We start from the raw sequence: 26,333 nt of genomic DNA, 5'->3' as shown, positions 1-26,333 counted from the left end.
CCCCGCCCCGGCCGGTGGTCGGCGCGCCTGCCGGTTGTCCTTCCGGGCCGGCCCCCGCACCGGGCCGAACTCCTCCGCCGCGAGGGCGACATGGCGACGGCGGCGGGACCGCCGGGGCCGGCCGGGGAACCGGTGGGCGTCCCGCGACCCCGCCCGCCCGGCACCCCCCGCTCGCTTCCGCCGCCTCTCCCCCGGCCGGCCTGTCCGCTCCGTGACGGCCTGCCGCCGTGCCGCCGTGACGCCGTGACGCCGTGACGGCCCGAAGCCGTACCGCGTCACGCGGGTGCGTCAGATGACGCCCTGCGCCAGCATCGCGTCCGCCACCCGCTCGAAGCCGGCGATGTTCGCGCCCGCCACGTAGTCGCCGGGGGCGCCGTAGCGCTCGGCGGTCTCGGCGCAGGTGGTGTGGATGTCGGTCATGATCCGGGCCAGCTCGTCCTCGACCTGGTCGGCCTTCCACGACGTGCGCGACGCGTTCTGCGTCATCTCCAGCGCGCTCACCGCGACCCCGCCCGCGTTGGCCGCCTTGCCGGGGCCGAAGGCGACGCCGGCCCGCTGGAACAGCTGCACGGCCTCCGGCGTGGTCGGCATGTTCGCGCCCTCGGAGACCGCCTTCACGCCGTTGCGGACGAGGACGGCCGCGTCCTCGGCGTTCAGTTCGTTCTGCGTGGCGGACGGCAGCGCGACGTCGGCCGGGACCTCCCAGACCCGCCCGCCGGGCACGAACCGCGCGGAGCCGCCGCGCCGCTCGGCGTACGTGCTCACCCGGCCGCGCTCGACCTCCTTGACCTGGCGCAGCAGTTCCAGGTCGATGCCCTTGTCGTCGACGACGTAGCCGCCGGAGTCGGAGCAGGTGACCGGGTGGGCGCCGAGGGCGGCCAGCTTCTGGATGGTGTGGATCGCGACGTTCCCGGAGCCGGAGACGACCGCCGTCTGCCCCTCCAGGTCCTCGCCGCGGGCGCGCAGCATGGCCTCCGCGAACAGCACGTTGCCGTATCCGGTCGCCTCGGGCCGGATCAGCGAGCCGCCCCAGCCGGCGCTCTTGCCGGTCAGCACGCCGCCCTCCCAGCGGTTGGTGATCCGCCGGTACTGGCCGAACAGGTAGCCGATCTCGCGGGTGCCGACGCCGATGTCACCGGCCGGGATGTCGGTGTACTCGCCGATGTGCCGGTACAGCTCGGTCATGAAGGACTGGCAGAACCGCATGACCTCGGCGTCGCTGCGACCCTGGGGGTCGAAGTCGCTGCCGCCCTTGCCGCCGCCGATGCCGAGCCCGGTCAGCGCGTTCTTGAAGATCTGCTCGAAGCCGAGGAACTTGATGATGCCGAGGTTCACCGAGGGGTGGAAGCGCAGACCGCCCTTGTACGGGCCGAGGGCGCTGTTGTATTCGATCCGGAAGCCCCGGTTGACGTGCACCCGGCCGTTGTCGTCCGTCCACGGCACGCGGAAGATGACCTGCCGCTCCGGCTCGATCAGCCGCTCGACGAGTCCCGGGTCCCGGTACTCGGAGCGCGCCGCGAGCGCTGGGCCGAGGCTGTCCAGCACCTCGCGCGCGGCCTGGTGGAACTCGGGTTCCGCCGGATTGCGGCGCACGAGTTCGACATGCAGATGTTCGAGCGAGGTGATCTCGGGTCGCGTCGTCACGGGAGCCCTTTCTGGCACGGCTGCCACCGGGGACCGGGCAGCCGGTGATCCGGCCCGATCCGTTCGGTGGGGGCTGGCGCTCGGCGCCTTTGCCGCGCGCGGGAAACTTCGGTGTTACCCGTGTGTAACACGAGGACCGGCGGCCCACGGTCCATACGCCACTATGTGAGAACAGGTCGCCCGGAATAGGTCTGACATCCACGTTCGCCCGGTATCCCGCCGGGCTTCCGGCCCCAGGCGGCCACCCCGCCCCACCTGCCCGAGGTCCGCACCCACTCGGGTGGGTGAACATCACCGGTCCGACCGGACGTCCGGGTCCCGGACCCCCCTACGCTCGGCGCGAACGACCGCGGACACGCATCGGCCCCCGCCGGGACGCCGCTCCCGGCGTGAGGGCCCCACCACCGAGGAGAAACTCCTTCCCGATGGCTGCCCGGCATCCTGGCGCGTCCCCAGCATCGCGGGACGTGCCCGAGGACATCGCGGAGCCCGTCGTCGAATTCACCGCACAGGACCTGGGCAACCGCCCGGCCAAGCATCTCTGGAGGAACCTGGTGACCGTGGACCTTTCCTTCTGCACGTCGTACATCTCCGAGGAAATCCGCGACGAAGGCCGCGCCCAAGGGCGTGCCGAGGACATCCTCATGATCCTGGAACAACGGGGCCTCGACGTCTCCGAGGACGTCCGCGGGCGCGTCATGGACTGCACCGACCCCGAGGTCCTCCGCCACTGGCTCACCCGCGCCGTCACGGCGCCGGCGGCCGAGGAGATCTTCGGGGACGAGTGACGGGCCGGTCCCCCGCACCCGCTGCGGTTGGGTAATGCCTGCCGAGGGCCCGTCCAGCGGGCCGACGGCGCGGTAGGGGACGCGGCACGGCCGGGTCTCCTCCCACCACACCGAACGGTTCCTGACCGGCCGATCACCTCTGCTCTGAGTCACTCGCAGACCTGAAGCACCTTGAGTACAGGTTCACCTCGATGAGCGGCTCGTGGCCGTCCAGCCCTTTGAGCCAGGTGATTTCAGCCTGACTGAGCGTCTTTGTGTGGACAGCCAGGATCTGCATGTTCTTGTTCCTGCTGCCGTCGTCACCGGCCTTTTCGATTTTCCAACCTTGATCAGGGAATTCCTGACGCAGATTGGCCATCCCCTTCTCCATGACGTCGTTCCCCGCCCCGTACGCCGACCAGGGATGCCGGATCCTGTACGACTCCCCCGAGTCTTCCTCTCCGGAGTCGCACGGCTGAACGCTCGGCTCCGGCTCCATGGCCTTGTCCTTGATGCCCATGGCGTCGAAAAGCCGGCTGGACAGCTCCGAGATCTCGGTCTTGACCGCCGCGACGGACCGGGCCCCGAGCTCGTCCACCGGGCCCTCACTGCCCGCAGTGGACGAGCAGCCCGTCGCGAGCGCAAGAACGGACAGCGCGATCAGTGGCCTCGCACTGGCCATCAGAAACGCTCGACCTCCTGGCCTTCGGGAACCTTGTAGCAGCCCGAGATGATGTCCAGAGTCAGCAGCGGAGGCTCGTCCTTCGCCATCGCGATGGCCTTCACGCTGACCTTTTTCCGGTCGTTGTCGGCGGTCAGGTTGATGTTCTTGTTCTTGCTGGTGTCCGGCCCGTAGTCGACGATCTCCCATCCGTCTTTCGGCAGTTCCGTCTTGAGCCGCTCCATCGCCACGTCGAGGTCACTCGCCGACGCCGGGACGAAGCTCCAGGGGTGCAGGATCCGGAAGTAGGTCTTCTTGTCCTTGCCCGGACAGTCCAGGACCGTCGGACGGCTGTCGGAGGCCTTTCCCTTGATACCCAGCAGGTCGTAAATGCCGCTGGACACCTTTTCCATCGCGTCTGAGGCCTCCCGTGAGGTGGCCGTGCCGGCGGACGGAATGGCGTCGGAGTTGTCGTCAGTCATGCTGCATCCGGTGAGGGTGGTGATGATCAGGGGGACGATGAGCGCCGGAGCACTCAGTTTGTTCTTCACGTCGAGGGCCTTAACTCGTCGGACGGGTTGGGGGCTGTGCACTTCCTACTTCACGTGCGCCCACGGGTCGGGCGGCGGCTTCAAGGCCACGTCGTCCCCCTTCCCGACGACGACCAGGGCCTGGTTCAACAGGCTCGTCGAGTCCCCGGCCGAGCCCGTGTCCCAGTACCCGCTGTGCCCCTCGGTGTCCGTCGTCATCTGGTTGGCGCCGAACTCGTGATCACTGGGGATGATGAAACCGTCACCGCCGTGGCCCCAGCGGCCGATGTCGGGAACCACGTCTCCCTCGGCCTCCTCGTTCCACACGTGTCCCTTGGGAACGTCCAATTCGTCGGCGCCGGAAACCCTGACGCCGGGACTGCCCGCGAAGACGAGGTCATCGGCATTGAGATGCCCGGTCTCGGCCGCGGCACCCACGAGGGTCGTCCCGTACGAGTGCGCGATCACGGTCGTGTGGGAGGGCGTGTCACCGGAGTGCGACGCATCGAGACCATCCATGAATTCGCGGAACGCCGGCGCACCGTCGTACGCGTAGTGTTTGAACGGCGCGTCCTTGACGACGTCGTCAGGCGCGTCATAGCCGATCCAGGTGATCGTCGAAACGGACTGCCCAGGGGCTTTGGCCTCGGCCGAGTGCCAGAGGTTGACCATCCGGTTGACGTCCCCCTCGATGCCCGGCAGATCCGACGTCGTACCCGGGACGTAGACCGCCGTGTGATCGGCGGTGTCCGGGTTTCCGTTGGCGACGATCGCCCGACCGTCGTCGTCGGTGCTGAACCCCAGCAGGTAGGCCTCGGGCAGCCCGTTCGTGCCGGTCTGGTCGAAGCGCTTCTGGATGGCTTGCATGCCTTTCAGAGACCCCGTCAGGTGCTCGTACCGGTCCCCGTACTGCCGGTGCCAGTCCATCCACTCGTCGGTGTGGACCTTCGACGGGTAGCCCCCCGCGGTGATCCAGGTCCACTCGTTGAGCGGTGGTTTGGGCATCGAGTTCAGCTCGGTCTGCATCTTGCCGCGCGTCTCGTCGAACACGATGCGGTTCGCCTCGTCCCGGACCGTGGCCGGCAGGCCGTCCAGGGCTCCCACGGCGTCGGGGCGCAGGGAGATCCACGCCGCCTGCTGCTCCGCGTCGAGGCCCTTCCACCACTCCGCGTTGCTCGCCGGGAGGCCGTCCTTGGGCGGCTGGGGCAGGGAGTCGAGGTACTTCGTGCCCGCGTCCTTGACGCCGCTCGTGTCCGAGGCCGCGTCGGACCAGTCGCCGTCGGAGACGGTCAGGTCGTCGTCCGCCTTCAGCGCGCGCAGCTTCGGCGCCCACTTCCCGTCGGCCTCCGTCGCCTCCTTGAGCGCCGCGGCGATCTGGTCGGCGTAGTCCTGGGCGAGACGGTGGTTCGGGTTGGGGTCGAAGTTGGCCGACTGCCGGCCGATCGCCGCGGCCGTACCGTCCGTCAGGCCGCTCACCGTGCCGCCGTCGGGAATCTTGCCGTCGGCGTCCTTCTCCCCGCCGGCCGGGTAGGTGATGGAGCCGTCGGCGTTCACCGTGAGCTTCGCGGCCCGCGCGCCTTCGAGGGCGGCGTCGAGCTTGGACTTGGCGGCCGCCATCTCCCAGGAGAACGCCTCCAGCGCGGCGCTCACCAGACCGCACTCGACCTGGATGTAATGGAAGTTCTTGCCGAGCTCCCCCAGTTGTCCGATCGCCGCCGTCGCCGCCTCGCCCTTCAGCGAGTTCCTCATGGCCACGACGATCTGGTTCTCGACGCGGTCCTTGGCCGCGCTCGCCATGTCCGAGGTGGTGCGGTATCCGTCGGCCGCCTCCGAGTACTCGGAGGGCTTGAGGGCCTTGAGCGTTGCGAGGTCCATGACGTCCCGTTACCTCCCTCAGCCCTTGCCGCCGACAGCGGGCGTGTCCCCGTACTCCACCTTCAGGTTGCCGATCTCGGCCTCGATCGCCTCGTCGGTCCTCAACTGGTCGTTGCCCGCCTTCTCCAGCAGACCGGCGAGCTTCCCGCAGCGTCCGCTCACCTTCTTGACGTACGTCTCCCAGGACGTGTGGACGTCCTTCTGCGCCGCCGCCGTCAGGCAGCCGGCGTCCTCGCCCAGGCCCTGCTGTCCGTCCGTCAGTTTCCCCACGGCCTTGGCGATGTCGTCGCGGAGCGAACCGACGTCCCGGCCCGCCTTGGACCAGGCGGGCTTGTTCGACACCAAGGTGCCGCCGCCGCTCCCACCCGGATCCAGCGGCACCTGGTTCAGCTGCATCCGCGTCCCGTGCTGCTCGGCCGCCGCGCTCTTCAGCTGCTCCCACTCTTCCCACACCATGCGCGTCTCCCCGTCGTCCCCGTCGTCCCCGTCATCACTGCACACGCACCACGCGACGACACGCGTCCCCGTGGTCCCGATGGGCATGTACCGTATCGCGCCACCCCGGCACGGCAGGAGGCCACCGTCACGCGGCCCGCGCGGCCCCGGTCTCCCCGTACTCAGACGATCGACGGCGCGTGTGAGTATCCGCCCCGATGCCCCCGCGCCGCCGTCGCTGCTGAAGTGGGCCCATGACAGCGAAGGACCCACGGCCGTCCCACGTCCCCCACAGAACCTGGTGGAAGGCGCCCCTCATCGTCTCCGTGCCCGGTGTGCCGCTTCTCGCGCTCGAGTACGGCATGGTGCTCGCCCATGCCGGCATGGAGCAGTACGGGGGCATGCTCCACACGGCCCTGGCGCTCTTCGCCGTGGCCTGGGCACTGCCCCACCGGCGTTCGATGCGCACGCCGCGCGTCCTGGCGGCCTGCGCCGCGCTGGCGATCACGGTGTTCCCGGTGGGGATCCTCGCGCTGCTCGCCGTGGCGTTCTCCGCCTGACGCCGGAGCGGCGGACGGAGAGGACGGAGAAGCCAGACGGGGGCGGCGAAGGCTGACAGGGGAAGGAGAAGGCGGACAGGGGAAGGAGAAGGCGGACGGGGGCAGATCCGATCGGCCGGCCAGCCGCGCCGGCCGGCCTATCCCCCGCCGCTCCGCGCCCGGGCGAACGCGCCCTCCAGCCCTCGCTTCACCGCGCCCGCCAGCGGCCGCTCCACGAACCGGTGCACCGCCCAGCTCAGCAGCAGGAAACCGGCGATCAACGCCGCCACCAGGAGCCGGGCGTCCAGCTCGTCGTGCAGGCGGCTGATGATCGCCGTACCGGCCGCGTAGTGCATGAGGTAGAGGGGGTACGTCAGGCTCCCCGCCGTCACCAGCCAGCGCCACCGGACGCGGTCGGTGCGGCCGAGGGCCACCGCCACCATCAGCAGCAGGAACAGGGTGAAGATCAGCACCGCGCCCCGCCAGCTCGACACGTGCTCGACCTGGTCGACGCGCATGCCCAGCTCCCGCTGCCCCATCAGCCAGGCCGTGCCGAGGATGCCCCACAGGAGCAGGTCCTGGCCGAAGCGGTGCATGAGGTAGAGGGCGAGGCCGGCGATGAAGTACCAGGCGCCCTCGGGGTTGGCCAGCAGCACCAGCAGGGGCAGGCCGGACACCGGGGCGAGCATGGCCGCCGCGCCCCACACGCAGCAGAACAGGACGACCTTGCGGTACGTCAGGCCGGTCGCGACGACCACCAGGAACAGCAGGTAGAAGCGCAGCTCCGACCAGAGCGTCCAGTACACGCCGTCCACGTTGCGCACGCCGGAGCCGGACTGGAGCATCGTCAGGTTCAGCAGGACGTCCCGGGCGCGCAGCCGCTCCCAGACGCCCGGTACCGCCGCCAGCACGCCCGTGGTGAACAGCACCGCGAACCAGTACGCCGGGTACAGCCGGATCACCCGGGAGACGAAGAACTGGTGGGGCGTGCGGCCCCAGCAGGACATGCAGATCACGAAGCCGCTGATGACGAAGAAGATCTCCACGCCGATCCAGCCGTAGGACGCCACGTGGAACACCGTCGGCATGATCTCCGAGACCGGGCGGCCCCAGATCGGGTTGCCGGGGCGGTCCACCCGGTAGGTGCCCGCGTAGTGGTGGAGCGCGACCATCAGGGCGGCCAGCAGCCGGATGCCGTCCACGGCGTAGAGGCGGGGGCGTCGTTCGCGGACGTGCGGGGTGCCGGTCGGCGGCAGCACGGCGAGCGGGGGAAGCGGCTGCGCGCCGCGGGTGAGAGCCAAGCCAGTCATCCTCGTCGGGGGGTCCGACGCATCAGGCTAGGGCCGGGACAGCCGCCTCACAGGCCCCACAGCCGAACGTTTGTCCATGGTTCACCTGTCGCACATGCGGCACACCCAGCGTCTCCGGCAGCTCGCGGGCAGGCGAAAGGGCCCGTACGACCGGAGTCGTACGGGCCCTCTCAGGTGCTCAGCTCAGGCTGGAGCAACCAGGTCGAACAACAAGGACTTACTTGTTGATCTTGGTGACCTGGCCGGCGCCCACGGTCCGACCACCCTCACGGATGGCGAACTTCAGGCCCTCCTCCATGGCGATGGGCTGGATCAGCTCCACCTTCATTTCGGTGTTGTCGCCCGGCATGACCATCTCGGTGCCCTCGGGGAGGGTCACGACGCCGGTCACGTCCGTGGTACGGAAGTAGAACTGCGGGCGGTAGTTGTTGAAGAACGGCGTGTGGCGGCCGCCCTCGTCCTTGGACAGGATGTACGCCTGCGCCTCGAACTCGGTGTGCGGGGTGACCGAACCCGGCTTGATGATGACCTGGCCGCGCTCGACGTCCTCGCGCTTGATGCCGCGGAGCAGCAGACCGACGTTCTCACCGGCCTGGCCCTCGTCGAGCAGCTTGCGGAACATCTCGATGCCGGTGACCGTGGTGGTGGTCTTCTCGGTCTTGATGCCGATGATGTCGACGGTCTCGTTGACCTTCAGGACACCACGCTCGATACGGCCGGTGACGACCGTACCGCGACCGGTGATCGTGAAGACGTCCTCGATCGGCATGAGGAACGGCTTGTCGACGTCACGCTCGGGCTCCGGGATGGACTCGTCGACGGCCTGCATCAGGTCGAGGACGGTCTGGGCCCACTCCGGGTCGCCCTCGAGCGCCTTGAGAGCGGACACCTTGACGACCGGCAGGTCGTCGCCCGGGAACTCGTACTCGGAGAGGAGCTCACGGACCTCGAGCTCGACGAGCTCCAGGATCTCCTCGTCGTCCACCATGTCGGCCTTGTTCAGGGCGACGACGATGTACGGAACGCCGACCTGGCGGGCCAGGAGCACGTGCTCCTTGGTCTGCGGCATCGGGCCGTCGGTGGCGGCGACCACGAGGATGGCGCCGTCCATCTGGGCAGCACCGGTGATCATGTTCTTGATGTAGTCCGCGTGACCCGGGCAGTCGACGTGCGCGTAGTGACGCGTCTCCGTCTGGTACTCGACGTGCGCGATGGAGATGGTGATACCGCGCTGGCGCTCTTCGGGAGCCTTGTCGATCTGGTCGAAGGCCGAGGCCTCGTTCAGGTCCGGGTACTTGTCGTGCAGCACCTTGGTAATGGCGGCCGTGAGGGTCGTCTTACCGTGGTCGATGTGACCGATGGTGCCGATGTTGACGTGCGGCTTAGTCCGCTCGAACTTCGCCTTCGCCACGGGGGTCCTCCTGGGAGTGGTTCTGGTACGCCTTACTTCATCGGCGCCAGGTGATCTTTGCTGGAATGCCCGGGCCCAGGGGCGAAAGGCCGGGAATGCGGCCGTTCGCCCCAAGAGGCTCCGGAGTCAAGCCTACGGCGTGTGAACGGAGTGCGTTACTCGCCCTTGGCCTTCGCGATGATCTCCTCGGCGACGTTCCGCGGAACCTCGGCGTAGGAGTCGAACTGCATCGAGTAGCTTGCGCGACCCGAGGTCTTGCTGCGGAGGTCTCCGACGTAGCCGAACATCTCCGAGAGCGGCACGAGGCCCTTCACGACGCGGGCGCCGGCGCGCTCCTCCATGGCCTGGATCTGGCCACGGCGGGAGTTGATGTCGCCGATGACCTCACCCATGTAGTCCTCGGGCGTGGTGACCTCGACGGCCATCATCGGCTCGAGCAGCACGGGGCTGGCCTTGCGCGCGGCCTCCTTGAACGCCTGCGAACCGGCGATCTTGAAGGCGAGTTCGGAGGAGTCCACCTCGTGGTAGCCACCGTCGAGCAGGGTGACGCGCACGCCGGTCATCTCGTAACCGGCGAGGATGCCGAACTGCATGGCCTCCTGCGCACCGGCGTCCACCGAAGGGATGTACTCCTTCGGGATGCGGCCACCGGTCACCTTGTTCACGAACTCGTACGAGGCGTCGCCGCCCTCGATCGGCTCGATCGCGATCTGCACCTTGGCGAACTGACCGGTACCACCGGTCTGCTTCTTGTGCGTGTAGTCGAGCCGGTCGACCGACTTGCGGATGGTCTCGCGGTACGCGACCTGCGGCTTGCCGACGTTGGCCTCGACCTTGAACTCACGGCGCATGCGGTCGACCAGCACCTCGAGGTGCAGCTCGCCCATACCGCCGATGATGGTCTGGCCGGTCTCCTCGTCCGAGTGGACCTGGAAGGAGGGGTCCTCCTCCGCGAGACGCTGGATGGCGATACCCAGCTTCTCCTGGTCACCCTTGGACTTGGGCTCGATGGCGACCTGGATGACCGGGGCCGGGAAGTCCATGGACTCCAGGATGACCGGCGCCTTGTCGTCGCACAGCGTCTCGCCGGTCGTGGTCTGCTTCAGACCCATGACGGCGACGATGTCGCCGGCGCCGACCGCCTCGATCTCCTCACGCTTGTTCGCGTGCATGCGGTAGATCTTGCCGATGCGCTCCTTCTTGCCCTTGACGGAGTTCAGCACGGCGGTGCCGGACACCAGGCGGCCCGAGTAGACCCGGACGAAGGTGAGCTTGCCCAGGTGCGGGTCGCTCATGATCTTGAACGCGAGCGCCGACAGCGGCTCGTCGTCGGACGGCTTGCGCTTGACGACCAGCTCCGGGTCCTTGACGTCGTGGCCCTCGATGGCCTCGACGTCCAGGGGGGAGGGAAGGTAGCGCACGACCGCGTCGAGCAGGGGCTGGACGCCCTTGTTCTTGAACGCGGTACCGCAGAACACGGGGGTGACCGTGACGCCGTCGGACTTGCCGGACGCGATGGTGATGCGACGGATCGCGGCGTACAGCTGCTCCACGGAAGGCTCCTGGCCCTCCAGGTACAGCTCCATGATCTCGTCGTCGTTCTCGGCGACGGTCTCGACGAGCTTGCCGCGGTACTCCTCGGCAGCCTCGGTGTGGGTGGCCGGGATGTCGACGACGTCGTACATCTCGCCCTTCTCCGCCTCGGCGGACCACACGAAGGCCTTCATCGTGACCAGGTCGACGACGCCCTTGAAGTCGGCCTCGGCACCGATCGGGAGCTGCATCACGATCGGCGTCGCACCCAGGCGGTCGCTGATCATGTCGACACAGCGGTGGAACTCGGCACCGGTCCGGTCGAGCTTGTTGACGAAGCAGATGCGCGGGACGCCGTAGCGGTCCGCCTGACGCCACACGGTCTCGGACTGGGGCTCGACACCCGCGACGCCGTCGAACACCGTCACGGCACCGTCGAGCACGCGGAGCGAACGCTCCACCTCGACGGTGAAGTCGACGTGGCCCGGGGTGTCGATGATGTTGATGGTGTGGTCGACGTCGGCGAGCGGCCAGTGACAGGTGGTGGCAGCAGAGGTGATCGTGATGCCACGCTCCTGCTCCTGCTCCATCCAGTCCATGGTGGCAGCGCCGTCGTGGACCTCACCGATCTTGTAGGACACACCGGTGTAGAACAGGATCCGCTCGGTGGTGGTCGTCTTGCCCGCGTCGATGTGGGCCATGATCCCGATGTTGCGGACCTTGGCCAGGTCAAGTGAAGTGGTAGCCATAAGGCTTCAGTCTTCTCTCGGTCTCGATGTGGGTAGCGACTACCAGCGGTAGTGCGCGAAGGCCTTGTTGGACTCGGCCATCTTGTGGGTGTCCTCGCGCTTCTTCACGGCCGCACCGAGGCCGTTGGAGGCGTCGAGCAGCTCGTTGAGCAGACGCTCGGTCATGGTCTTCTCGCGACGGGCGCGGGAGTAGCCGACGAGCCAGCGGAGCGCCAGGGTGCTCGCGCGGCCGGGCTTGACCTCGACCGGGACCTGGTAGGTCGCGCCACCGACACGGCGGGACTTGACCTCGAGGGTCGGCTTGATGTTCTCGAGAGCGCGCTTCAGCGTGATGACCGGGTCGTTGCCGGTCTTCTCGCGCAGGCCCTCCATGGCGCCGTAGACGATGCGCTCGGCGGTGGAGCGCTTGCCGTTCAGCAGCACCTTGTTGATGAGCGACGTGACAAGAGGAGAACCGTAGACCGGGTCGATGATGACCGGGCGCTTCGGGGCAGGGCCCTTACGAGGCATGTCTTACTTCTCCTTCTTGGCGCCGTAGCGGCTGCGGGCCTGCTTGCGGTTCTTGACACCCTGGGTGTCGAGGGAACCGCGAATGATCTTGTAGCGAACACCCGGCAGGTCCTTCACACGGCCACCACGCACGAGCACGATGGAGTGCTCCTGCAGGTTGTGTCCCTCACCCGGAATGTAAGCAGTGACCTCGATCCCGCTGGTCAGACGCACACGCGCGACCTTACGCAGGGCCGAGTTCGGCTTCTTCGGGGTGGTCGTGAACACGCGCGTGCAGACGCCGCGACGCTGAGGGGAACCCTCGAGTGCGGGCGTCTTGTTCTTTTCGACCTTGTCCTGCCGGCCCTTACGGACCAGCTGCTGGATCGTAGGCACTACTTCTCCGGTTTCTGTGTGCCGATTTGTACAGCTAACCTGGAACTTCGCCGACCCACGCGGTCGGGTGTGTCGGACCCGGCGCACTTCCGCCGCGAGGCGGGAAGAGGCGTGGATCGCGGTGGCCGCTCCTTAGGCCCCTGTGCGGTTGAAGGCACGCACGAAGGCCAGGGCACACCCCAGGCACAAGGTCTGAGCGTACCCAGCGCACTCTCTCCGGTCAAAACAGAAGCCGCGCCGCCGACACACCGAGGTCACATCCGCGCCCCCGACGGCCCCTGTGGTAGCGGACTCCCGGCCTCCGCGGCGGGCGCGGGTCCCGGGACCGCGGCGGGGGCGGCGGGCGCGGCGGGCGCGGTCTCAGGGAGCGCGGCGGTCTCAGGGAGCGCGGTGCGGGGGCCCGCCGCCCCGTGCGCCGTGTCGTGGCCGACGAAGTACGTCGGACGGTTCTGCACGGCCGTGTAGATGCGCCCCACGTACTCGCCGAGCAGGCCGACGCAGATCAGCTGGACCGCGCCGATGAACAGGACGCCGGTGAACAGGGAGGTCCAGCCGGGGACGGTGTGCTCCAGGGCGTGGGCGCCGAGCGTGTAGACCATCAGGGCCAGGCAGACCAGGAAGGCGAAGCCGCCGAGCCAGGTGGCGATGCGCAGCGGGGCCGCCGAGAAGCCGGTGACGCTGTCGATCGCGAGGCGGATCATCCGGCCCAGGGGGTACTTGCTGTGGCCCGCGGGCCGCGGGGCGCGCTCGTAGGCGACCTGGCCGCTCGGGAAGCCGAGCCAGGGCACCAGGAGGCGGTAGACGCGCTGCTGGTCCGGCAGCGCCTTGAGGGCGTCGACGGCGGCCCGGCTGAGCAGCCGGAAGTCACCGGCCTGGGCGGGCACGGAGGGGCCGGCCAGGCGGCGGACGAGCCGGTAGTACAGGCTGGCGGTCCACCGTTTGAAGCCGGTGTCGCTGGCCCGGTCGGCCCGGATGCCGTAGACGATGTCGAGGCCCTCGGCGCGGGCCAGCGCCAGCATGTCGGGGATCTTCTCGGGCGGGTCCTGGAGGTCGGCGTCGAGGCTCACCACGTACGCGCCGTGGGCCCGGTCCAGGCCCGCGGTGAGGGCCGCCTGGTGGCCGGAGTTGCGGCGCAGGCCGATCACGCGCAGCTCGGGCCAGCCGAGACGGAACGCGGCGAGCAGCTCGGCGGTGCGGTCGGTGCTGCCGTCGTCGACGGCGACGACCTCGTAGCCGACGCCCATCCCGGCCAGGACCGGGCGCAGCCTGCTGACCAGCGCGGGAAGGACCTCTTCCTCGTTGTACATGGGTATGACGACCGACAAGACGGTCACCGCCGCCGTGGTGTCCGGCGCTTCAGGCACCCGTCCTCCCCCCAAGCCGTGCCGCACATGTGCGACGCTGTTGCGATCTTATGACCACACTTCACGATCGTCCGGACGGCGGTCGCCCGGCCGGCTCCGGCCGGTCGTCCGAGGGGGGACCCCAGTCATGAGCACGGCCCGCAGCGACGCCGCGGCGGACTCCGCGATGCCCGACGGACCCGACGAGCCCGACGGGCGGCAGGGGCGGCCCTGGACGCCGCGCCGGCTCACGCTGCCGGACGGTCTACGACCGTACCGTGCCCCGCTGCTCCTGTACGGCGTCACGAAGCTGGTCGGGCTCACCGTCTTCGCGTTCCTGCTCGAGGCCGCCGGGGACTACCGGGAGAAGCAGCCCCGCTTCGGCGGCGGCGCCCACTGGTGGGACGTGCTCGCCACCTGGGACGGCTGGTGGTACCTCCAGGTCGCAGAGAAGGGGTACGACCCGCGGCCCCTGACCCCCCTCGCGCCGGGCGGCCTGTTCACGGTCGAGCAGAACTCCGTCGCCTTCTTCCCGCTGTACCCGGGGCTGGTCCGCGGGGTGTCCGAGATCACCGGGCTGGGTCTGTTCGGGTCCGGGATCCTCGTCTCGGTGCTCGCGTCCTTCGTCGCCGCCGCCGGGATCTACGCCGTCGTCGCCGCGCTCGCGGGGGCGCGGGCCGGCACCCTGGCCGCCGGGCTGTGGGCGGTCGTACCGGGCGCGGGCGTCGAGTGGGCGGTGTACTCGGAGTCCCTGTTCGTGGCCATCGCCGCCTGGTGCTGCTACGCCGTGATGAAGGGCCGGTGGCTCACGGCCGGGCTCCTGGCCTTCACCGCCGGGCTGAACCGGCCCACCTCCGCCGCGCTCATCGGCGCGGTCGGGCTCGCCGCGCTGGTCACCCTCGCCCGGCGCGACAGCAGGCGCGAGCACGGGGTGGCGGGACCCGTGTACGCGATGGTCGCCGCGCCGCTCGGCCTGCTCACCTACGTCGCCTGGGTCGGGCTGAGCATGGGCGACCTGACGGCGTACTTCACGCTCCAGCGCGAGGGCTGGGCGCACTACTTCGACTTCGGCGCCTACACCCTCGACGTGCTGGGCGACACGGCCGTCGGCCGGCACGACTACCTGTTCGCCTTCGCCGTCCCCGACCTGATAGCCGTCCAGGTGGTGCTGGCACTGCCGTTCCTGATCGCGCTGATGCTGCGGAGGAAGCCGCCGCTGGTACTCGTCGCGTACACGCTGGCCAGCGTGGTGACCGTGCTCGGCACCCAGCAGATGTTCGGCAACACACCGCGCTACCTGCTGCCCTGTTTCCCGCTGCTCCTGGCCCCCGCGGCGGCGCTGGGCCGCCTGAAGTGGCCGAGCCTGGCGGTCTTCTTCACCACGGCCGCCGTCGCCTCGGGCTGGTACGCCCACTACGTCATGTTCGAGCTGGGCATTCCCTGACGGACACCGCCGAACCGGCGCCCCGCAGCGCACCGCAGCGCGCCGCGCCGCGAGCCGGTCTCAGTTCGACGCGACCGCCGCCATGAACAGGACGGCCAGGAAGACCGCCCAGCCCGCCACCGACAGCCAGCCCAGGACGAGGCCGGCCATGGCGAAGCCGTCGCCGCCCTCACCGGTACGGCGGATCTCGGCCCTGGCCGAGTGCCCGAGGATCACCGCGGGGATGCCGGTGACGCCCATCGTCATCGTGGTGAGGACGCCGCAGACCATGGAGGCGACCGCCTTGCCGTTCGTCGGCGGCGGGGCGGGCAGGAAGGTCCGCGGGACCTGCATCGGGTAGCCGTGCGGCCGCGGGACGGACGGCTGCGCGGCGACGGGGCCCTGCGGCAGGTCGGCGACGATCAGCGACAGCTCGCCGACCGTGCGGGCCTCGTACGCGCGCGCCACCCGGCGCTCGAACTCCACCTGCTGGAGACGGCCCTCGGCGAAACCCGCTCTGAGCACGTCGACGGTGCGCTCCCGGTCCGCGTGGGCGGCCAGCATCGGCGGACCGCTCTGGCCCTGCCACGGCTGCCATGGCGACGGATACGACACGGACACCTCCCCCGCTCGGCGTGAACTGCCTCCCATCATTCTCCTACGCTCGGCGGACCGCGATGGTTCCCCCCACCCGCCTCTGTGCCGTCCCGGTGACGGGGCGGAGGCGGCCCCGGGAGGCCGCCGGCGGGCCGGGAAGCGGGCGAGGGCGGCGGGGCGTACGCCCGGGTGCCCCGGCGGGTCACGGGCCCCGCACGGAGGCGGCCGCGCCGCCGCGCGGGGCCGCGGACACGCCGAAGGGCGGCCACCCGCACGGGTGACCGCCCTTCAGTGCTTCAGACGTACGCCTTACTGGTTGTACGGACCGTAGTCGTAGTCCTCCAGCGGGACGGCCTGGCCGGAGCCGGTGCCGAACGGCGAGTAGTCGATGTCGTCGTAGCCGACGGCCGAGTACATCGCGGCCTTGGCCTCCTCGGTCGGCTCGACCCGGATGTTGCGGTAGCGGGACAGACCCGTACCGGCCGGGATGAGCTTACCGATGATGACGTTCTCCTTGAGGCCGATCAGGGAGTCGGACTTGGCGTTGATCGCCGCGTCCGTCAGCACCCTGGTCGTCTCCTGGAAGGACGCCGCCGACAGCCAGGACTCCGTGGCCAGCGAGGCCTTGGTGATACCCATGAGCTGCGGACGACCGGAGGCCGGGTGACCGCCCTCCTGCACCACACGACGGTTCTCGGTCTCGAACTTCGAGCGCTCGACCAGCTCGCCGGGCAGCAGCTCGGCGTCGCCGGACTCGATGATCGTCACGCGGCGGAGCATCTGCCGGATGATGATCTCGATGTGCTTGTCGTGGATCGACACACCCTGCGAGTTGTACACCCGCTGGACCTCGGCCACCAGGTGGACCTGGACGGCACGCTGGCCCAGGATGCGCAGCACGTCGTGCGGGTTCTGGGTACCCACGGTGAGCTGCTGGCCCACCTCGACGTGCTCGCCCTCCGCGACCTTCAGACGGGCGCGCTTCGAGATCGGGAACGCCGTCTCGTCGCTGCCGTCGTCCGGCGTGATGACGATCTTCTTGGTCTTCTCGGTCTCCTCGATCCGCACGCGGCCGGAGGCCTCGGAGATCGGGGCGACACCCTTCGGGGTACGGGCCTCGAAGAGCTCGACGACACGCGGCAGACCCTGGGTGATGTCGTCGCCGGCCACACCACCGGTGTGGAAGGTACGCATCGTCAGCTGGGTGCCGGGCTCACCGATGGACTGGGCGGCGATGATGCCGACCGCCTCACCGATGTCGACCAGCTTGCCGGTGGCCAGCGAACGGCCGTAGCACATGGCGCAGGTGCCGACGGCGGACTCGCAGGTCAGGACCGAGCGGGTCTTGACCTCCTCGACGCCGGCCTTGACCAGCTGGTCGATGAGGACGTCACCGAGGTCGACGCCCGCCGGGGCGAGCACCTTGCCGTCGACGACGATGTCCTCGGCGAGGCAGCGCGCGTACACGCTGGTCTCGGCGTTGTCCGCCTTGCGCAGCACGCCGTCCTCGCCGCGCTCGGCGATGGCCAGCTTGAGGCCGCGCTCGGTGCCGCAGTCCTCCTCGCGGATGATGACGTCCTGCGAGACGTCCACCAGACGACGGGTGAGGTAACCCGAGTCGGCGGTGCGCAGGGCGGTGTCCGCCAGACCCTTACGGGCACCGTGGGTGGAGATGAAGTACTCCAGCACGGACAGGCCCTCACGGAACGAGGCCTTGATCGGACGCGGGATGGTCTCGTTCTTCGCGTTCGACACCAGACCACGCATACCGGCGATCTGACGCATCTGCATCATGTTTCCGCGAGCACCCGAGTTGACCATCATCGAGACCGGGTTGGTCTTCGGGAAGTTCGCGTTCATCGCCTCGGCGACCTCGTTGGTCGCCTTGGTCCAGATCTTGATGAGCTCCTGCGTGCGCTCTTCCTTGGTGATCAGACCGCGCTCGTACTGCTTCTGGACCTTCTCGTCCTGCGCCTCGTAGCCCTGGACGATCGCCCGCTTCGCGTCGGGGACGACGATGTCGGAGATGGCCACGGTGACGCCGGAGCGGGTCGCCCAGTAGAAGCCGGCCGCCTTCAGGTTGTCGAGCGTCGCCGCCACGATGACCTTGGGGTAGCGCTCGGCGAGGTCGTTGACGATCTCCGAGAGCTGCTTCTTGCCGACCTCGTAGTCGACGAACGGGTAGTCCTCGGGCAGCAGCTCGTTGAAGAGCGCGCGGCCCAGGGTCGTCCGCAGCCGGAACGAGTCACCCTGCTGCCACTCCCCCTCCCCGACGCGGTCGTCCCCGTCCTCCTGCGCCGGCGGGGTCCAGCCGCGCGGCGGGATGGTGCCCACCGGGAAGCGGACGTCGACGCGCGACTGCAGCGACAGCTCGCCGGCGTCGAACGCCATGATCGCCTCGGCCACGGACGAGAAGGAACGCTCCTCGCCCTTGACGTCGCGCAGCTCGCCGTCGGTGGTGAGGAAGAACAGACCGAGGACCATGTCCTGGGTCGGCATCGTCACCGGACGGCCGTCGGCGGGCTTGAGGATGTTGTTCGAGGACAGCATCAGGATGCGGGCCTCGGCCTGCGCCTCCGCGGACAGCGGCAGGTGCACGGCCATCTGGTCACCGTCGAAGTCCGCGTTGAACGCGGTGCACACGAGCGGGTGGATCTGGATGGCCTTGCCCTCGACCAGCTGCGGCTCGAAGGCCTGGATGCCGAGGCGGTGCAGGGTGGGCGCGCGGTTCAGCAGCACCGGGTGCTCGGCGATGACCTCTTCGAGGACGTCGTACACCACGGTGCGGCCGCGCTCGACCATGCGCTTGGCCGACTTGATGTTCTGCGCGTGGTTCAGGTCGACCAGGCGCTTCATCACGAACGGCTTGAACAGCTCCAGCGCCATCGCCTTCGGCAGACCGCACTGGTGCAGCTTCAGCTGCGGACCGACGACGATCACGGAACGCGCGGAGTAGTCCACGCGCTTGCCGAGCAGGTTCTGGCGGAAGCGGCCCTGCTTGCCCTTCAGCATGTCGCTGAGGGACTTCAGCGGGCGGTTGCCGGGACCGGTGACCGGACGGCCGCGACGGCCGTTGTCGAACAGCGCGTCCACGGCCTCCTGGAGCATGCGCTTCTCGTTGTTCACGATGATCTCGGGCGCACCGAGGTCGAGAAGGCGCTTCAGGCGGTTGTTGCGGTTGATGACGCGGCGGTACAGGTCGTTCAGGTCGGAGGTCGCGAAGCGGCCACCGTCCAGCTGCACCATCGGACGCAGGTCCGGCGGGATGACCGGGACGCAGTCCAGCACCATGCCCTTGGGGCTGTTGCTGGTCTGCAGGAACGCGGAGACGACCTTGAGGCGCTTGAGCGCGCGGGTCTTCTTCTGGCCCTTGCCGGTGCGGATGATCTCGCGGAGCTTCTCGGCCTCCTCGTCGAGGTCGAAGGACTCCAGGCGCTTCTGCAGCGCCGCGGCACCCATCGAACCGTCGAAGTACGTGCCGAAGCGGTCGCGCAGCTCGCGGTAGAGCAGCTCGTCGCCCTCGAGGTCCTGGACCTTGAGGTTCTTGAAGCGGGTCCACACCTCGTCGAGACGGTCGATCTCGCGCTGGGCGCGGTCGCGCAGCTGCTTCATCTCCCGCTCGGCGCCTTCGCGCACCTTGCGGCGCACGTCGGCCTTGGCACCCTCGGCCTCGAGCTCGGCCAGGTCGGTCTCGAGCTTCTTGGCGCGGGCCTCCAGGTCGGCGTCCCGGCGGTTCTCGATCTGCTGCCGCTCGACGGAGACGTGCGCCTCCAGCGAGGGCAGGTCACGCGTGCGGCGCTCCTCGTCGACGTACGTGATCATGTACGCCGCGAAGTAGATGACCTTCTCGAGGTCCTTGGGAGCCAGGTCGAGCAGGTAGCCCAGCCGGCTCGGGACACCCTTGAAGTACCAGATGTGCGTGACGGGAGCGGCCAGCTCGATGTGGCCCATCCGCTCGCGGCGCACCTTGGCGCGGGTCACCTCGACGCCGCAGCGCTCACAGATGATGCCCTTGAAGCGGACGCGCTTGTACTTGCCGCAGTAGCACTCCCAGTCCCGGGTCGGACCGAAGATCTTCTCGCAGAAGAGTCCGTCCTTCTCGGGCTTGAGGGTGCGGTAGTTGATGGTCTCGGGCTTCTTGACCTCGCCGTGGCTCCACTGACGGATGTCGTCAGCGGTGGCCAGACCGATCCGGAGCTCATCGAAGAAGTTGACGTCGAGCACTATGCGTCAATCCCTCTCAGGGTTGTAAGTCTGTGGTCTGAAACGGGGGTCGCGGGATCGGCGGGGCCTCTGCACGAGAGGCCCCGCCTGACTCCCGTCAGACCTCTTCGACGCTGCTCGGCTCGCGCCGGGACAGGTCGATGCCGAGCTCTTCCGCAGCGCGGAAGACGTCCTCGTCGGTGTCGCGCATCTCGATGGACATGCCGTCCGAGGACAGCACCTCCACGTTGAGGCACAGGGACTGCATCTCCTTGATGAGCACCTTGAAGGACTCGGGGATGCCGGGCTCGGGAATGTTCTCGCCCTTGACGATGGCCTCGTAGACCTTCACGCGGCCGGTGACGTCGTCGGACTTGATGGTCAGCAGCTCCTGGAGGGCGTAGGCGGCGCCGTACGCCTCCAGCGCCCACACCTCCATCTCACCGAAGCGCTGGCCACCGAACTGGGCCTTACCACCCAGCGGCTGCTGGGTGATCATCGAGTACGGACCGGTCGAACGGGCGTGCAGCTTGTCGTCGACCAGGTGGTGGAGCTTGAGGATGTACATGTAGCCGACCGAGATCGGCTCCGGGAACGGCTCACCCGAGCGGCCGTCGAACAGCGGGGCCTTGCCGGACGGGAGCACCATGCGCCCGCCGTCGCGGTTCGGGATGGTGTGCTGCAGCAGACCGGTCAGCTCGTCCTCGCGGGCGCCGTCGAACACCGGGGTGGCGACGTTGGTGCCGGGGGCGACGCTGTCGGCGCCGATCGCCTGGAGGCGCTGCGCCCAGTCCTCCGCGAGGCCGGAGACGTCCCAGCCGCGGCTGGCGAGCCAGCCGAGGTGGATCTCCAGGACCTGTCCCGGGTTCATCCGGGACGGCACACCGAGCGGGTTGAGGATGATGTCGACCGGGGTGCCGTCCTCCAGGAACGGCATGTCCTCGATCGGCAGGATCTTCGAGATGACGCCCTTGTTGCCGTGGCGGCCGGCGAGCTTGTCACCGTCCGTGATCTTGCGCTTCTGCGCCACGTAGACGCGAACCAGCTGGTTCACGCCCGGCGGCAGCTCGTCGCCCTCCTCACGGTCGAAGACGCGGACGCCGATGACCTTGCCGATCTCGCCGTGCGGCACCTTCAGCGAGGTGTCACGGACCTCACGGGCCTTCTCGCCGAAGATGGCGCGCAGCAGGCGCTCCTCCGGGGTCAGCTCGGTCTCGCCCTTGGGCGTGACCTTGCCGACCAGGATGTCGCCGGCGACGACCTCGGCGCCGATGCGGATGATGCCGCGCTCGTCGAGGTCGGCGAGGACCTCCTCGGAGACGTTCGGGATGTCCCGGGTGATCTCCTCGGGGCCGAGCTTGGTGTCACGGGCGTCGACCTCGTGCTCCTCGATGTGGATCGAGGAGAGGACGTCGTCCTGCACGAGGCGCTGCGACAGGATGATCGCGTCCTCGTAGTTGTGACCCTCCCACGGCATGAACGCCACGAGCAGGTTCTTGCCCAGCGCCATCTCGCCGTTCTCGGTCGCCGGTCCGTCGGCGAGGACCTGACCGGTGATGATCCGGTCGCCCTCGTTGACGATGACCTTCTGGTTGACCGAGGTGCCCTGGTTGGAGCGCGAGAACTTGGCCAGGCGGTACGTGATGTACGTGCCGTCGTCGTTGGTGGTGGTGATGTAGTCCGCGGAGACCTCCTGGACCACACCGTCCTTCTCGGCCTTGACCACGTCGCCGGCGTCGACCGCGGAGCGGTACTCCATGCCGGTGCCGACGAGCGGCGCCTCGCTCTTGATGAGCGGGACGGCCTGGCGCATCATGTTCGCGCCCATGAGGGCACGGTTGGCGTCGTCGTGCTCGAGGAACGGGATCATGGCGGTCGCGACCGACACCATCTGGCGCGGGGAGACGTCCATGTAGTCGACGTCGTCACCGGGGACGTAGTCGACCTCGCCGCCACGACGGCGGACCAGGACGCGGGCCTCCTCGAACTGGAACTCGTCGCTCAGCGGCGCGTTGGCCTGCGCGATGACGAACCGGTCCTCTTCGTCGGCCGTGAGGTAGTCGACCTCGTCGGTGACGACACCACCGGTGACCTTGCGGTACGGCGTCTCGATGAAACCGAACGGGTTGATCCGGCCGTACGAGGCGAGCGAGCCGATCAGACCGATGTTCGGGCCTTCCGGCGTCTCGATCGGGCACATGCGGCCGTAGTGCGAGGGGTGGACGTCACGGACCTCGAAGCCGGCCCGCTCACGGGAGAGACCACCCGGGCCGAGCGCGTTGAGACGACGCTTGTGCGTCAGACCCGACAGCGGGTTGTTCTGGTCCATGAACTGCGACAGCTGGCTGGTGCCGAAGAACTCCTTGATGGAGGCGACGACCGGCCGGATGTTGATCAGGGTCTGCGGCGTGATCGCCTCGACGTCCTGGGTGGTCATGCGCTCGCGCACGACGCGCTCCATACGGGCGAGACCCGTACGGACCTGGTTCTGGATCAGCTCGCCGACGCTGCGGATGCGGCGGTTGCCGAAGTGGTCGATGTCGTCGGTCTCGACCATGATCGAGCGGCCCGACTCGCCGAGCGTCTCGGTCTCACCGGCGTGCAGCTTCACCAGGTACTTGATCGTGGCGATGATGTCGTCGGTGGTGAGCACGCCGGCGTCCAGCGGCTCGTCGGCGCCGAGCTTCTTGTTCACCTTGTAGCGGCCGACCTTGGCGAGGTCGTAGCGCTTGGGGTTGAAGTAGAGGTTCTCGAGCAGCGTCTGAGCGGCCTCACGGGTCGGCGGCTCGCCCGGACGCAGCTTGCGGTAGATGTCCAGGAGCGCGTCGTCCTGGCCCTGGGTGTGGTCCTTCTCCAGGGTGGCGCGCATCGACTCGTACTCGCCGAACTCCTCGAGGATCTGCTCGGTGGTCCAGCCGAGAGCCTTCAGGAGGACGGTGACGGACTGCTTGCGCTTGCGGTCGATGCGGACGCCGACCATGTCGCGCTTGTCGATCTCCATCTCCAGCCAGGCACCCCGGGACGGGATGATCTTGGCGGAGAAGATGTCCTTGTCGGACGTCTTGTCGATGGAGGAGTCGAAGTAGACGCCGGGCGAACGGACCAGCTGCGACACGACGACACGCTCGGTGCCGTTGATGACGAAGGTGCCCTTGTTGGTCATGAGCGGGAAGTCGCCCATGAAGACCGTCTGGGACTTGATCTCGCCGGTCTCGTTGTTCGTGAACTCGGCCGTCACGAAGAGCGGGGCCGCGTACGTGAAGTCGCGGTCCTTGCACTCGTCGATGCTGTTCTTCGGCGGCTCGAAACGGTGGTCGCGGAAGGTCAGCGACATCGACCCGGAGAAGTCCTCGATCGGGGAGATCTCCTCGAAGATCTCCTCGAGGCCGGACTTGGTGGGGACGTCCTGACCGTTCTCGAGAGCCTCCTCGACGCGAGCCTTCCACGCTTCGTTGCCGAGCAGCCAGTCGAAGCTCTCGGTCTGCAGTGCGAGGAGGTTCGGAACCTCGAGGGGCTCCTTGATCTTTGCAAAGGAGATGCGCAGCGGGGCGGTGCTGGCAGCGTTGTTCGTATTCGCGGTCGAGGCGTTGCGCGAGGCGGCCAAGAGGGGGTCCTTCCGAGGGCTCGGACTCACTACGCGCGTACCGGCCCCTCTTCCGCACAACGGGACGGACTCCCCGGAATCAGCCGAAAGGCCAGGTCGGAAAGGGTCCAGTCATCGATGCTCGGGTGAGGGCATGCCCCTGGTGACGGGCAGGGGACAGCTAACAGGCAGCGCAAAGGGTCAGTGTAGCCACTTGGCACACTGATGTCCAGTGCGGGTTTTTCGAGACCCTCGTAGCTCTCAACGCCCTCGGTCCGGTAGCCCTCAACGCACGGTGATACTGCCCTCTTCGCCGTCGATCCATGCCTCGGATACGGATCCTTGTGACGACGCGTCCTGAGAATTGCGCGCTGCGTGCGGTTCGTCAAGGCCCCCGCGCCCGAACGCGGGGCGCCCGGAGACACGACGAAGATCACCATACCCCTCGCGAACCGAGGAGCAGGGCAACCGCGACCGCCCCTCGGGAACGCCGAAGAGCGACCACCCGGATGGATGATCGCTCCTCGGTGCGTCGGCGTTACAGCCCCGGAGGGACTGTTCCGTCCTTCGCCGCGGCCGTCGCCGGCCGCAGGGTGTTACTTGACCTCGACCGAGGCGCCGGCGCCCTTGAGGGACTCGGCGGCCTTCTCGGCGGCGTCCTTGGCGACCTTCTCGAGGACGGGCTTCGGGGCGCCGTCCACGAGGTCCTTGGCCTCCTTCAGACCCAGGGAGGTCAGCTCACGCACGACCTTGATGACCTGGATCTTCTTGTCGCCCGCACCGGTGAGGATGACGTCGAACTCGTCCTTCTCCTCCTCCTGCTCGACCGGGGCGCCCGGGGCACCCGGGGCGGCGACGGCGACCGCGGCGGCGGCGGTGACGTCGAACTTCTCCTCGAACGCCTTCACGAACTCGGAGAGCTCGATGAGGGTCATCTCCTCGAACTGCGCGAGCAGGTCTTCCTGGCTGAGCTTCGCCATGGTGGGCGATCCTTCCACTAATTCGGCAGGTGCCGGATGTACTTGTTCGGCGGGCGTACGGTCGGCCCGCTAAGACCGCTGCCTCAGGCGGCGGTCAATGCGCGAGCCGAGTTACTCGGCACCGCCCTGCTCTTCCTGCTTGGCGCGAAGGGCGTCCACGGTGCGGACGAGCTTCGAGGGAAGCGCCTGGAAGAGCTGTGCAGCCTGGGACTGCTTGCCCTTGAAGGCACCCGCCAGCTTGGAGAGCAGAACCTCGCGGGACTCGAGGTCCGCAAGCTTCTTGATCTCGTCGGCGGACAGCGCCTTGCCGTCAAGGACACCGCCCTTGATGACGAGGTTGGGGTTGTCCTTGGCGAAGTCACGAAGACCCTTCGCCGACTCCACCGGGTCACCGGTGACGAAGGCAACTGCCGTCGGACCGTTGAACAGGTCGTCGAGCGTCGAGATCCCGGCCTCGTTGGCCGCAATCTTGGTCAGCGTGTTCTTCACCACGGCGTACTGGGCGTTCTCACCGAGCGAACGACGCAGCGACTTGAGCTGCGCCACGGTGAGACCCCGGTACTCGGTCAGCACGGCGGCGTTCGAGCTGCGGAACTGCTCCGCGAGCTCGGCCACCGCGGCAGCCTTGTCGGGCCTTGCCATGAGCGTCGGCCTCCTTCCGGGTGTTGACGACCGCTCGGAAGGGGCTGGGACAAACGAAACGCCCCGGCGCAGGCGCACGGGGCGAGAGCTCGACCGAACGAGATCCGTGTACGGATCACGGTCCGGGAGCACTTCCACGATCACCTGCGCGGGTCGTCCGCATATCAGCGGATCCTTCGGCCACCGCACCCTCTCGCGAGCGCACGGCAACGACCAGCGGTCTTTGGCTTCTCCAGGAGCGTACGGGAACGGATCGCCGTCAGGCAAATCCGCCCGTGAGGGGTCCCGGCGCCCCGCCCGCGAGGGGGCTCAGCGGCCGGCCTTCTTCCTCTCCTCGGCCAGGTCGACGGTGTCCGAGGCGGGCGGGGCCTGCACGGTGACGGGCCCGCCGAAGTCGAGGAAGGTGGTGGTGAGGTCGAGCTGGCCGTGCCGGCCGAAGCCCTGGAGCCGCAGCTGCTTGACGCGGCCGTCCCCGTCGATCCAGACGTCCATGTCCAGTTCGTCGACGCCGAGCTTCTCGTACTGCGCGAGGGACTGCTCGCGCTGCCGGCGGACGCTCTCGGCCTCGTCGCGGTAGGAGGCCCGGATCTCGTCGATGCCGGCCGTGCCCTCGTAGTGGGTGGTGGCCACGCCGTCGACGGTCTCCGTGCCGGTCGTCCTCAGGTCGTCGGCCGCGGTGAGGAAGGTGCTCTCGTGGACCGGGTTGCGGCGGACCCTGTCGGCGAGCGACGTGGTGTCGGCCTTGACGCCGCTCGGGGTGTCGGAGCTGCCGGGCGCCCCGAACCGCATCCAGTGCCTGCCGTCCTCGTCGGCCTCGTCGCTGCCGACGTACACCACTCCGCCGACGAGGCGGACCTCGCCGGCACCCTTGTCGGGGCCGCCGAGGACGGTCGTCCGCAGGCTCATGGCCGGCGGCTCCACGGCCATCGCGGCCTCGGCCCTGATCCGGCCCTCCTCCGGCGTCCGGCCGGTCATCCGGTAGCGCAGGGAGCCGATCCGCTCCGTCCTCTCCGCGGCCCGCGTGACGGCCGCGGCCGCGGCCGTCGGGCCGCCCCCGTCCGCCGCGCCCTCCGACGCCGCCGCACAGCCCGTGACGAGCAGGACGGACAGCCCGAGGACACCCACGGAAGATCTCATGCACGTTCCCCCACGCAGCACACGGTGAACACCTGGCCGGTTCACGGCGAGGGGGTGAAGGTATCCCGGAGACGGGGGCCAGGTCC

At 68.7% G+C, this 26,333-nt stretch carries 19 protein-coding genes and 1 pseudogene; 3 read left to right on the top strand and 17 right to left on the bottom strand.

Translation table 11 applies throughout. The features are described from left to right. Window positions 1-288: 288 nt before the first annotated feature. A complete protein-coding gene (gene gdhA, locus ACF09K_RS01450) occupies window positions 289-1,644 on the bottom strand; it encodes an NADP-specific glutamate dehydrogenase (protein WP_392240440.1) in 1,356 nt (451 codons plus the stop codon). 449 nt (window positions 1,645-2,093) lie between these two features. Here gdhA and ACF09K_RS01445 point away from each other — a divergent pair. Then, window positions 2,094-2,432 (top strand): annotated as a pseudogene (locus ACF09K_RS01445) (hypothetical protein); the annotation flags it as partial. 133 nt (window positions 2,433-2,565) lie between these two features. Here ACF09K_RS01445 and ACF09K_RS01440 read toward each other — a convergent pair. The 4 genes from ACF09K_RS01440 to ACF09K_RS01425 form a co-directional block, all read right to left on the bottom strand. Then, window positions 2,566-3,009: a hypothetical protein gene (locus ACF09K_RS01440; RefSeq protein WP_392240439.1), complete on the bottom strand. Its 444-nt coding sequence runs from the start codon at window positions 3,007-3,009 to the stop codon at window positions 2,566-2,568. An 83-nt stretch (window positions 3,010-3,092) separates the two neighbouring features. After that, complete coding sequence (locus ACF09K_RS01435; RefSeq protein WP_392240438.1) at window positions 3,093-3,623, bottom strand: hypothetical protein; 531 nt, start codon at window positions 3,621-3,623, stop codon at window positions 3,093-3,095. A 45-nt stretch (window positions 3,624-3,668) separates the two neighbouring features. Continuing rightward, window positions 3,669-5,477, bottom strand: a complete 1,809-nt coding sequence (locus tag ACF09K_RS01430; protein ID WP_392240437.1) for an alpha/beta hydrolase — start codon at window positions 5,475-5,477, stop codon at window positions 3,669-3,671. Between the two features lie 18 nt (window positions 5,478-5,495). After that, window positions 5,496-5,933, bottom strand: coding sequence for a hypothetical protein (locus tag ACF09K_RS01425; RefSeq protein ID WP_392240436.1), 438 nt, complete (start codon window positions 5,931-5,933; stop codon window positions 5,496-5,498). Window positions 5,934-6,166: 233 nt separating this feature from the next. On the opposite strand from ACF09K_RS01425, the gene ACF09K_RS01420 reads away from it, so the two are divergent. After that, window positions 6,167-6,472 carry a hypothetical protein gene (locus ACF09K_RS01420; RefSeq protein ID WP_392240435.1) on the top strand — a complete coding sequence of 102 codons (306 nt, stop codon included), beginning with the start codon at window positions 6,167-6,169 and terminating at the stop codon, window positions 6,470-6,472. Window positions 6,473-6,609: 137 nt separating this feature from the next. On the opposite strand, the gene ACF09K_RS01415 is transcribed toward ACF09K_RS01420, so the two are convergent. From ACF09K_RS01415 to ACF09K_RS01390, 6 genes are all read right to left on the bottom strand, one after another. Then, window positions 6,610-7,761, bottom strand: a complete 1,152-nt coding sequence (locus ACF09K_RS01415) for an acyltransferase family protein (protein WP_392240434.1) — start codon at window positions 7,759-7,761, stop codon at window positions 6,610-6,612. 217 nt (window positions 7,762-7,978) lie between these two features. Further along, window positions 7,979-9,172, bottom strand: a complete 1,194-nt coding sequence (gene tuf / locus ACF09K_RS01410; protein WP_363089027.1) for an elongation factor Tu — start codon at window positions 9,170-9,172, stop codon at window positions 7,979-7,981. Window positions 9,173-9,327: 155 nt separating this feature from the next. Further along, on the bottom strand, window positions 9,328-11,454 hold the full coding sequence (gene fusA, locus ACF09K_RS01405) for an elongation factor G (protein ID WP_392240433.1): 2,127 nt from the start codon (window positions 11,452-11,454) through the stop codon (window positions 9,328-9,330). 39 nt (window positions 11,455-11,493) lie between these two features. Continuing rightward, complete coding sequence (rpsG, locus tag ACF09K_RS01400) at window positions 11,494-11,964, bottom strand: 30S ribosomal protein S7 (RefSeq protein WP_030345396.1); 471 nt, start codon at window positions 11,962-11,964, stop codon at window positions 11,494-11,496. A gap of 3 nt (window positions 11,965-11,967) precedes the next feature. Then, window positions 11,968-12,339 carry a 30S ribosomal protein S12 gene (gene rpsL, locus ACF09K_RS01395; RefSeq protein WP_003948652.1) on the bottom strand — a complete coding sequence of 124 codons (372 nt, stop codon included), beginning with the start codon at window positions 12,337-12,339 and terminating at the stop codon, window positions 11,968-11,970. Window positions 12,340-12,593: 254 nt separating this feature from the next. Then, complete coding sequence (locus tag ACF09K_RS01390; protein WP_392240432.1) at window positions 12,594-13,703, bottom strand: glycosyltransferase family 2 protein; 1,110 nt, start codon at window positions 13,701-13,703, stop codon at window positions 12,594-12,596. A gap of 127 nt (window positions 13,704-13,830) precedes the next feature. Here ACF09K_RS01390 and ACF09K_RS01385 point away from each other — a divergent pair, with 127 nt between their 5' ends. Then, window positions 13,831-15,126: a hypothetical protein gene (locus ACF09K_RS01385; RefSeq protein ID WP_392240431.1), complete on the top strand. Its 1,296-nt coding sequence runs from the start codon at window positions 13,831-13,833 to the stop codon at window positions 15,124-15,126. Window positions 15,127-15,186: 60 nt separating this feature from the next. Here ACF09K_RS01385 and ACF09K_RS01380 read toward each other — a convergent pair whose 3' ends face one another. From ACF09K_RS01380 to ACF09K_RS01355, 6 genes are all read right to left on the bottom strand, one after another. After that, window positions 15,187-15,669, bottom strand: coding sequence for a DUF1707 and DUF4190 domain-containing protein (locus ACF09K_RS01380; RefSeq protein ID WP_392240998.1), 483 nt, complete (start codon window positions 15,667-15,669; stop codon window positions 15,187-15,189). Window positions 15,670-16,011: 342 nt separating this feature from the next. After that, window positions 16,012-19,926 (bottom strand): DNA-directed RNA polymerase subunit beta', encoded by a 3,915-nt coding sequence (locus ACF09K_RS01375; protein WP_392240430.1) that lies wholly within the window; start codon window positions 19,924-19,926, stop codon window positions 16,012-16,014. A 97-nt stretch (window positions 19,927-20,023) separates the two neighbouring features. Continuing rightward, window positions 20,024-23,509, bottom strand: coding sequence for a DNA-directed RNA polymerase subunit beta (gene rpoB / locus ACF09K_RS01370; protein WP_392240429.1), 3,486 nt, complete (start codon window positions 23,507-23,509; stop codon window positions 20,024-20,026). Window positions 23,510-24,084: 575 nt separating this feature from the next. Then, window positions 24,085-24,468: a 50S ribosomal protein L7/L12 gene (gene rplL / locus ACF09K_RS01365; RefSeq protein ID WP_392240428.1), complete on the bottom strand. Its 384-nt coding sequence runs from the start codon at window positions 24,466-24,468 to the stop codon at window positions 24,085-24,087. Window positions 24,469-24,579: 111 nt separating this feature from the next. Next, window positions 24,580-25,110, bottom strand: coding sequence for a 50S ribosomal protein L10 (gene rplJ, locus ACF09K_RS01360; protein WP_363089021.1), 531 nt, complete (start codon window positions 25,108-25,110; stop codon window positions 24,580-24,582). A gap of 309 nt (window positions 25,111-25,419) precedes the next feature. Further along, window positions 25,420-26,247 carry a hypothetical protein gene (locus tag ACF09K_RS01355; RefSeq protein WP_392240427.1) on the bottom strand — a complete coding sequence of 276 codons (828 nt, stop codon included), beginning with the start codon at window positions 26,245-26,247 and terminating at the stop codon, window positions 25,420-25,422. Window positions 26,248-26,333: the final 86 nt, after the last annotated feature.

The organism is Streptomyces sp. NPDC014882 (genome assembly GCF_043081325.1).
GTDB lineage: Bacteria > Actinomycetota > Actinomycetes > Streptomycetales > Streptomycetaceae > Streptomyces.
The sequence above is the reverse complement of the archived record's forward strand: the minus strand, read 5'-3'. Positions and strand labels throughout refer to the sequence as shown.

Bases quoted from the DNA above. Each gene is read 5' to 3' on its own strand.
- rpsG (WP_030345396.1), bottom strand. From the start codon at position 11,964: ATGCCTCGTAAGGGCCCTGCCCCGAAGCGCCCGGTCATCATCGACCCG.
- ACF09K_RS01380 (WP_392240998.1), bottom strand. From the start codon at position 15,669: ATGCTGGCCGCCCACGCGGACCGGGAGCGCACCGTCGACGTGCTCAGA.
- ACF09K_RS01385 (WP_392240431.1), top strand. From the start codon at position 13,831: ATGAGCACGGCCCGCAGCGACGCCGCGGCGGACTCCGCGATGCCCGAC.
- ACF09K_RS01355 (WP_392240427.1), bottom strand. From the start codon at position 26,247: ATGAGATCTTCCGTGGGTGTCCTCGGGCTGTCCGTCCTGCTCGTCACG.
- ACF09K_RS01420 (WP_392240435.1), top strand. From the start codon at position 6,167: ATGACAGCGAAGGACCCACGGCCGTCCCACGTCCCCCACAGAACCTGG.
- ACF09K_RS01430 (WP_392240437.1), bottom strand. From the start codon at position 5,477: ATGGACCTCGCAACGCTCAAGGCCCTCAAGCCCTCCGAGTACTCGGAG.
- ACF09K_RS01415 (WP_392240434.1), bottom strand. From the start codon at position 7,761: ATGACTGGCTTGGCTCTCACCCGCGGCGCGCAGCCGCTTCCCCCGCTC.
- rplL (WP_392240428.1), bottom strand. From the start codon at position 24,468: ATGGCGAAGCTCAGCCAGGAAGACCTGCTCGCGCAGTTCGAGGAGATG.
- rplJ (WP_363089021.1), bottom strand. From the start codon at position 25,110: ATGGCAAGGCCCGACAAGGCTGCCGCGGTGGCCGAGCTCGCGGAGCAG.
- fusA (WP_392240433.1), bottom strand. From the start codon at position 11,454: ATGGCTACCACTTCACTTGACCTGGCCAAGGTCCGCAACATCGGGATC.
- ACF09K_RS01425 (WP_392240436.1), bottom strand. From the start codon at position 5,933: ATGGTGTGGGAAGAGTGGGAGCAGCTGAAGAGCGCGGCGGCCGAGCAG.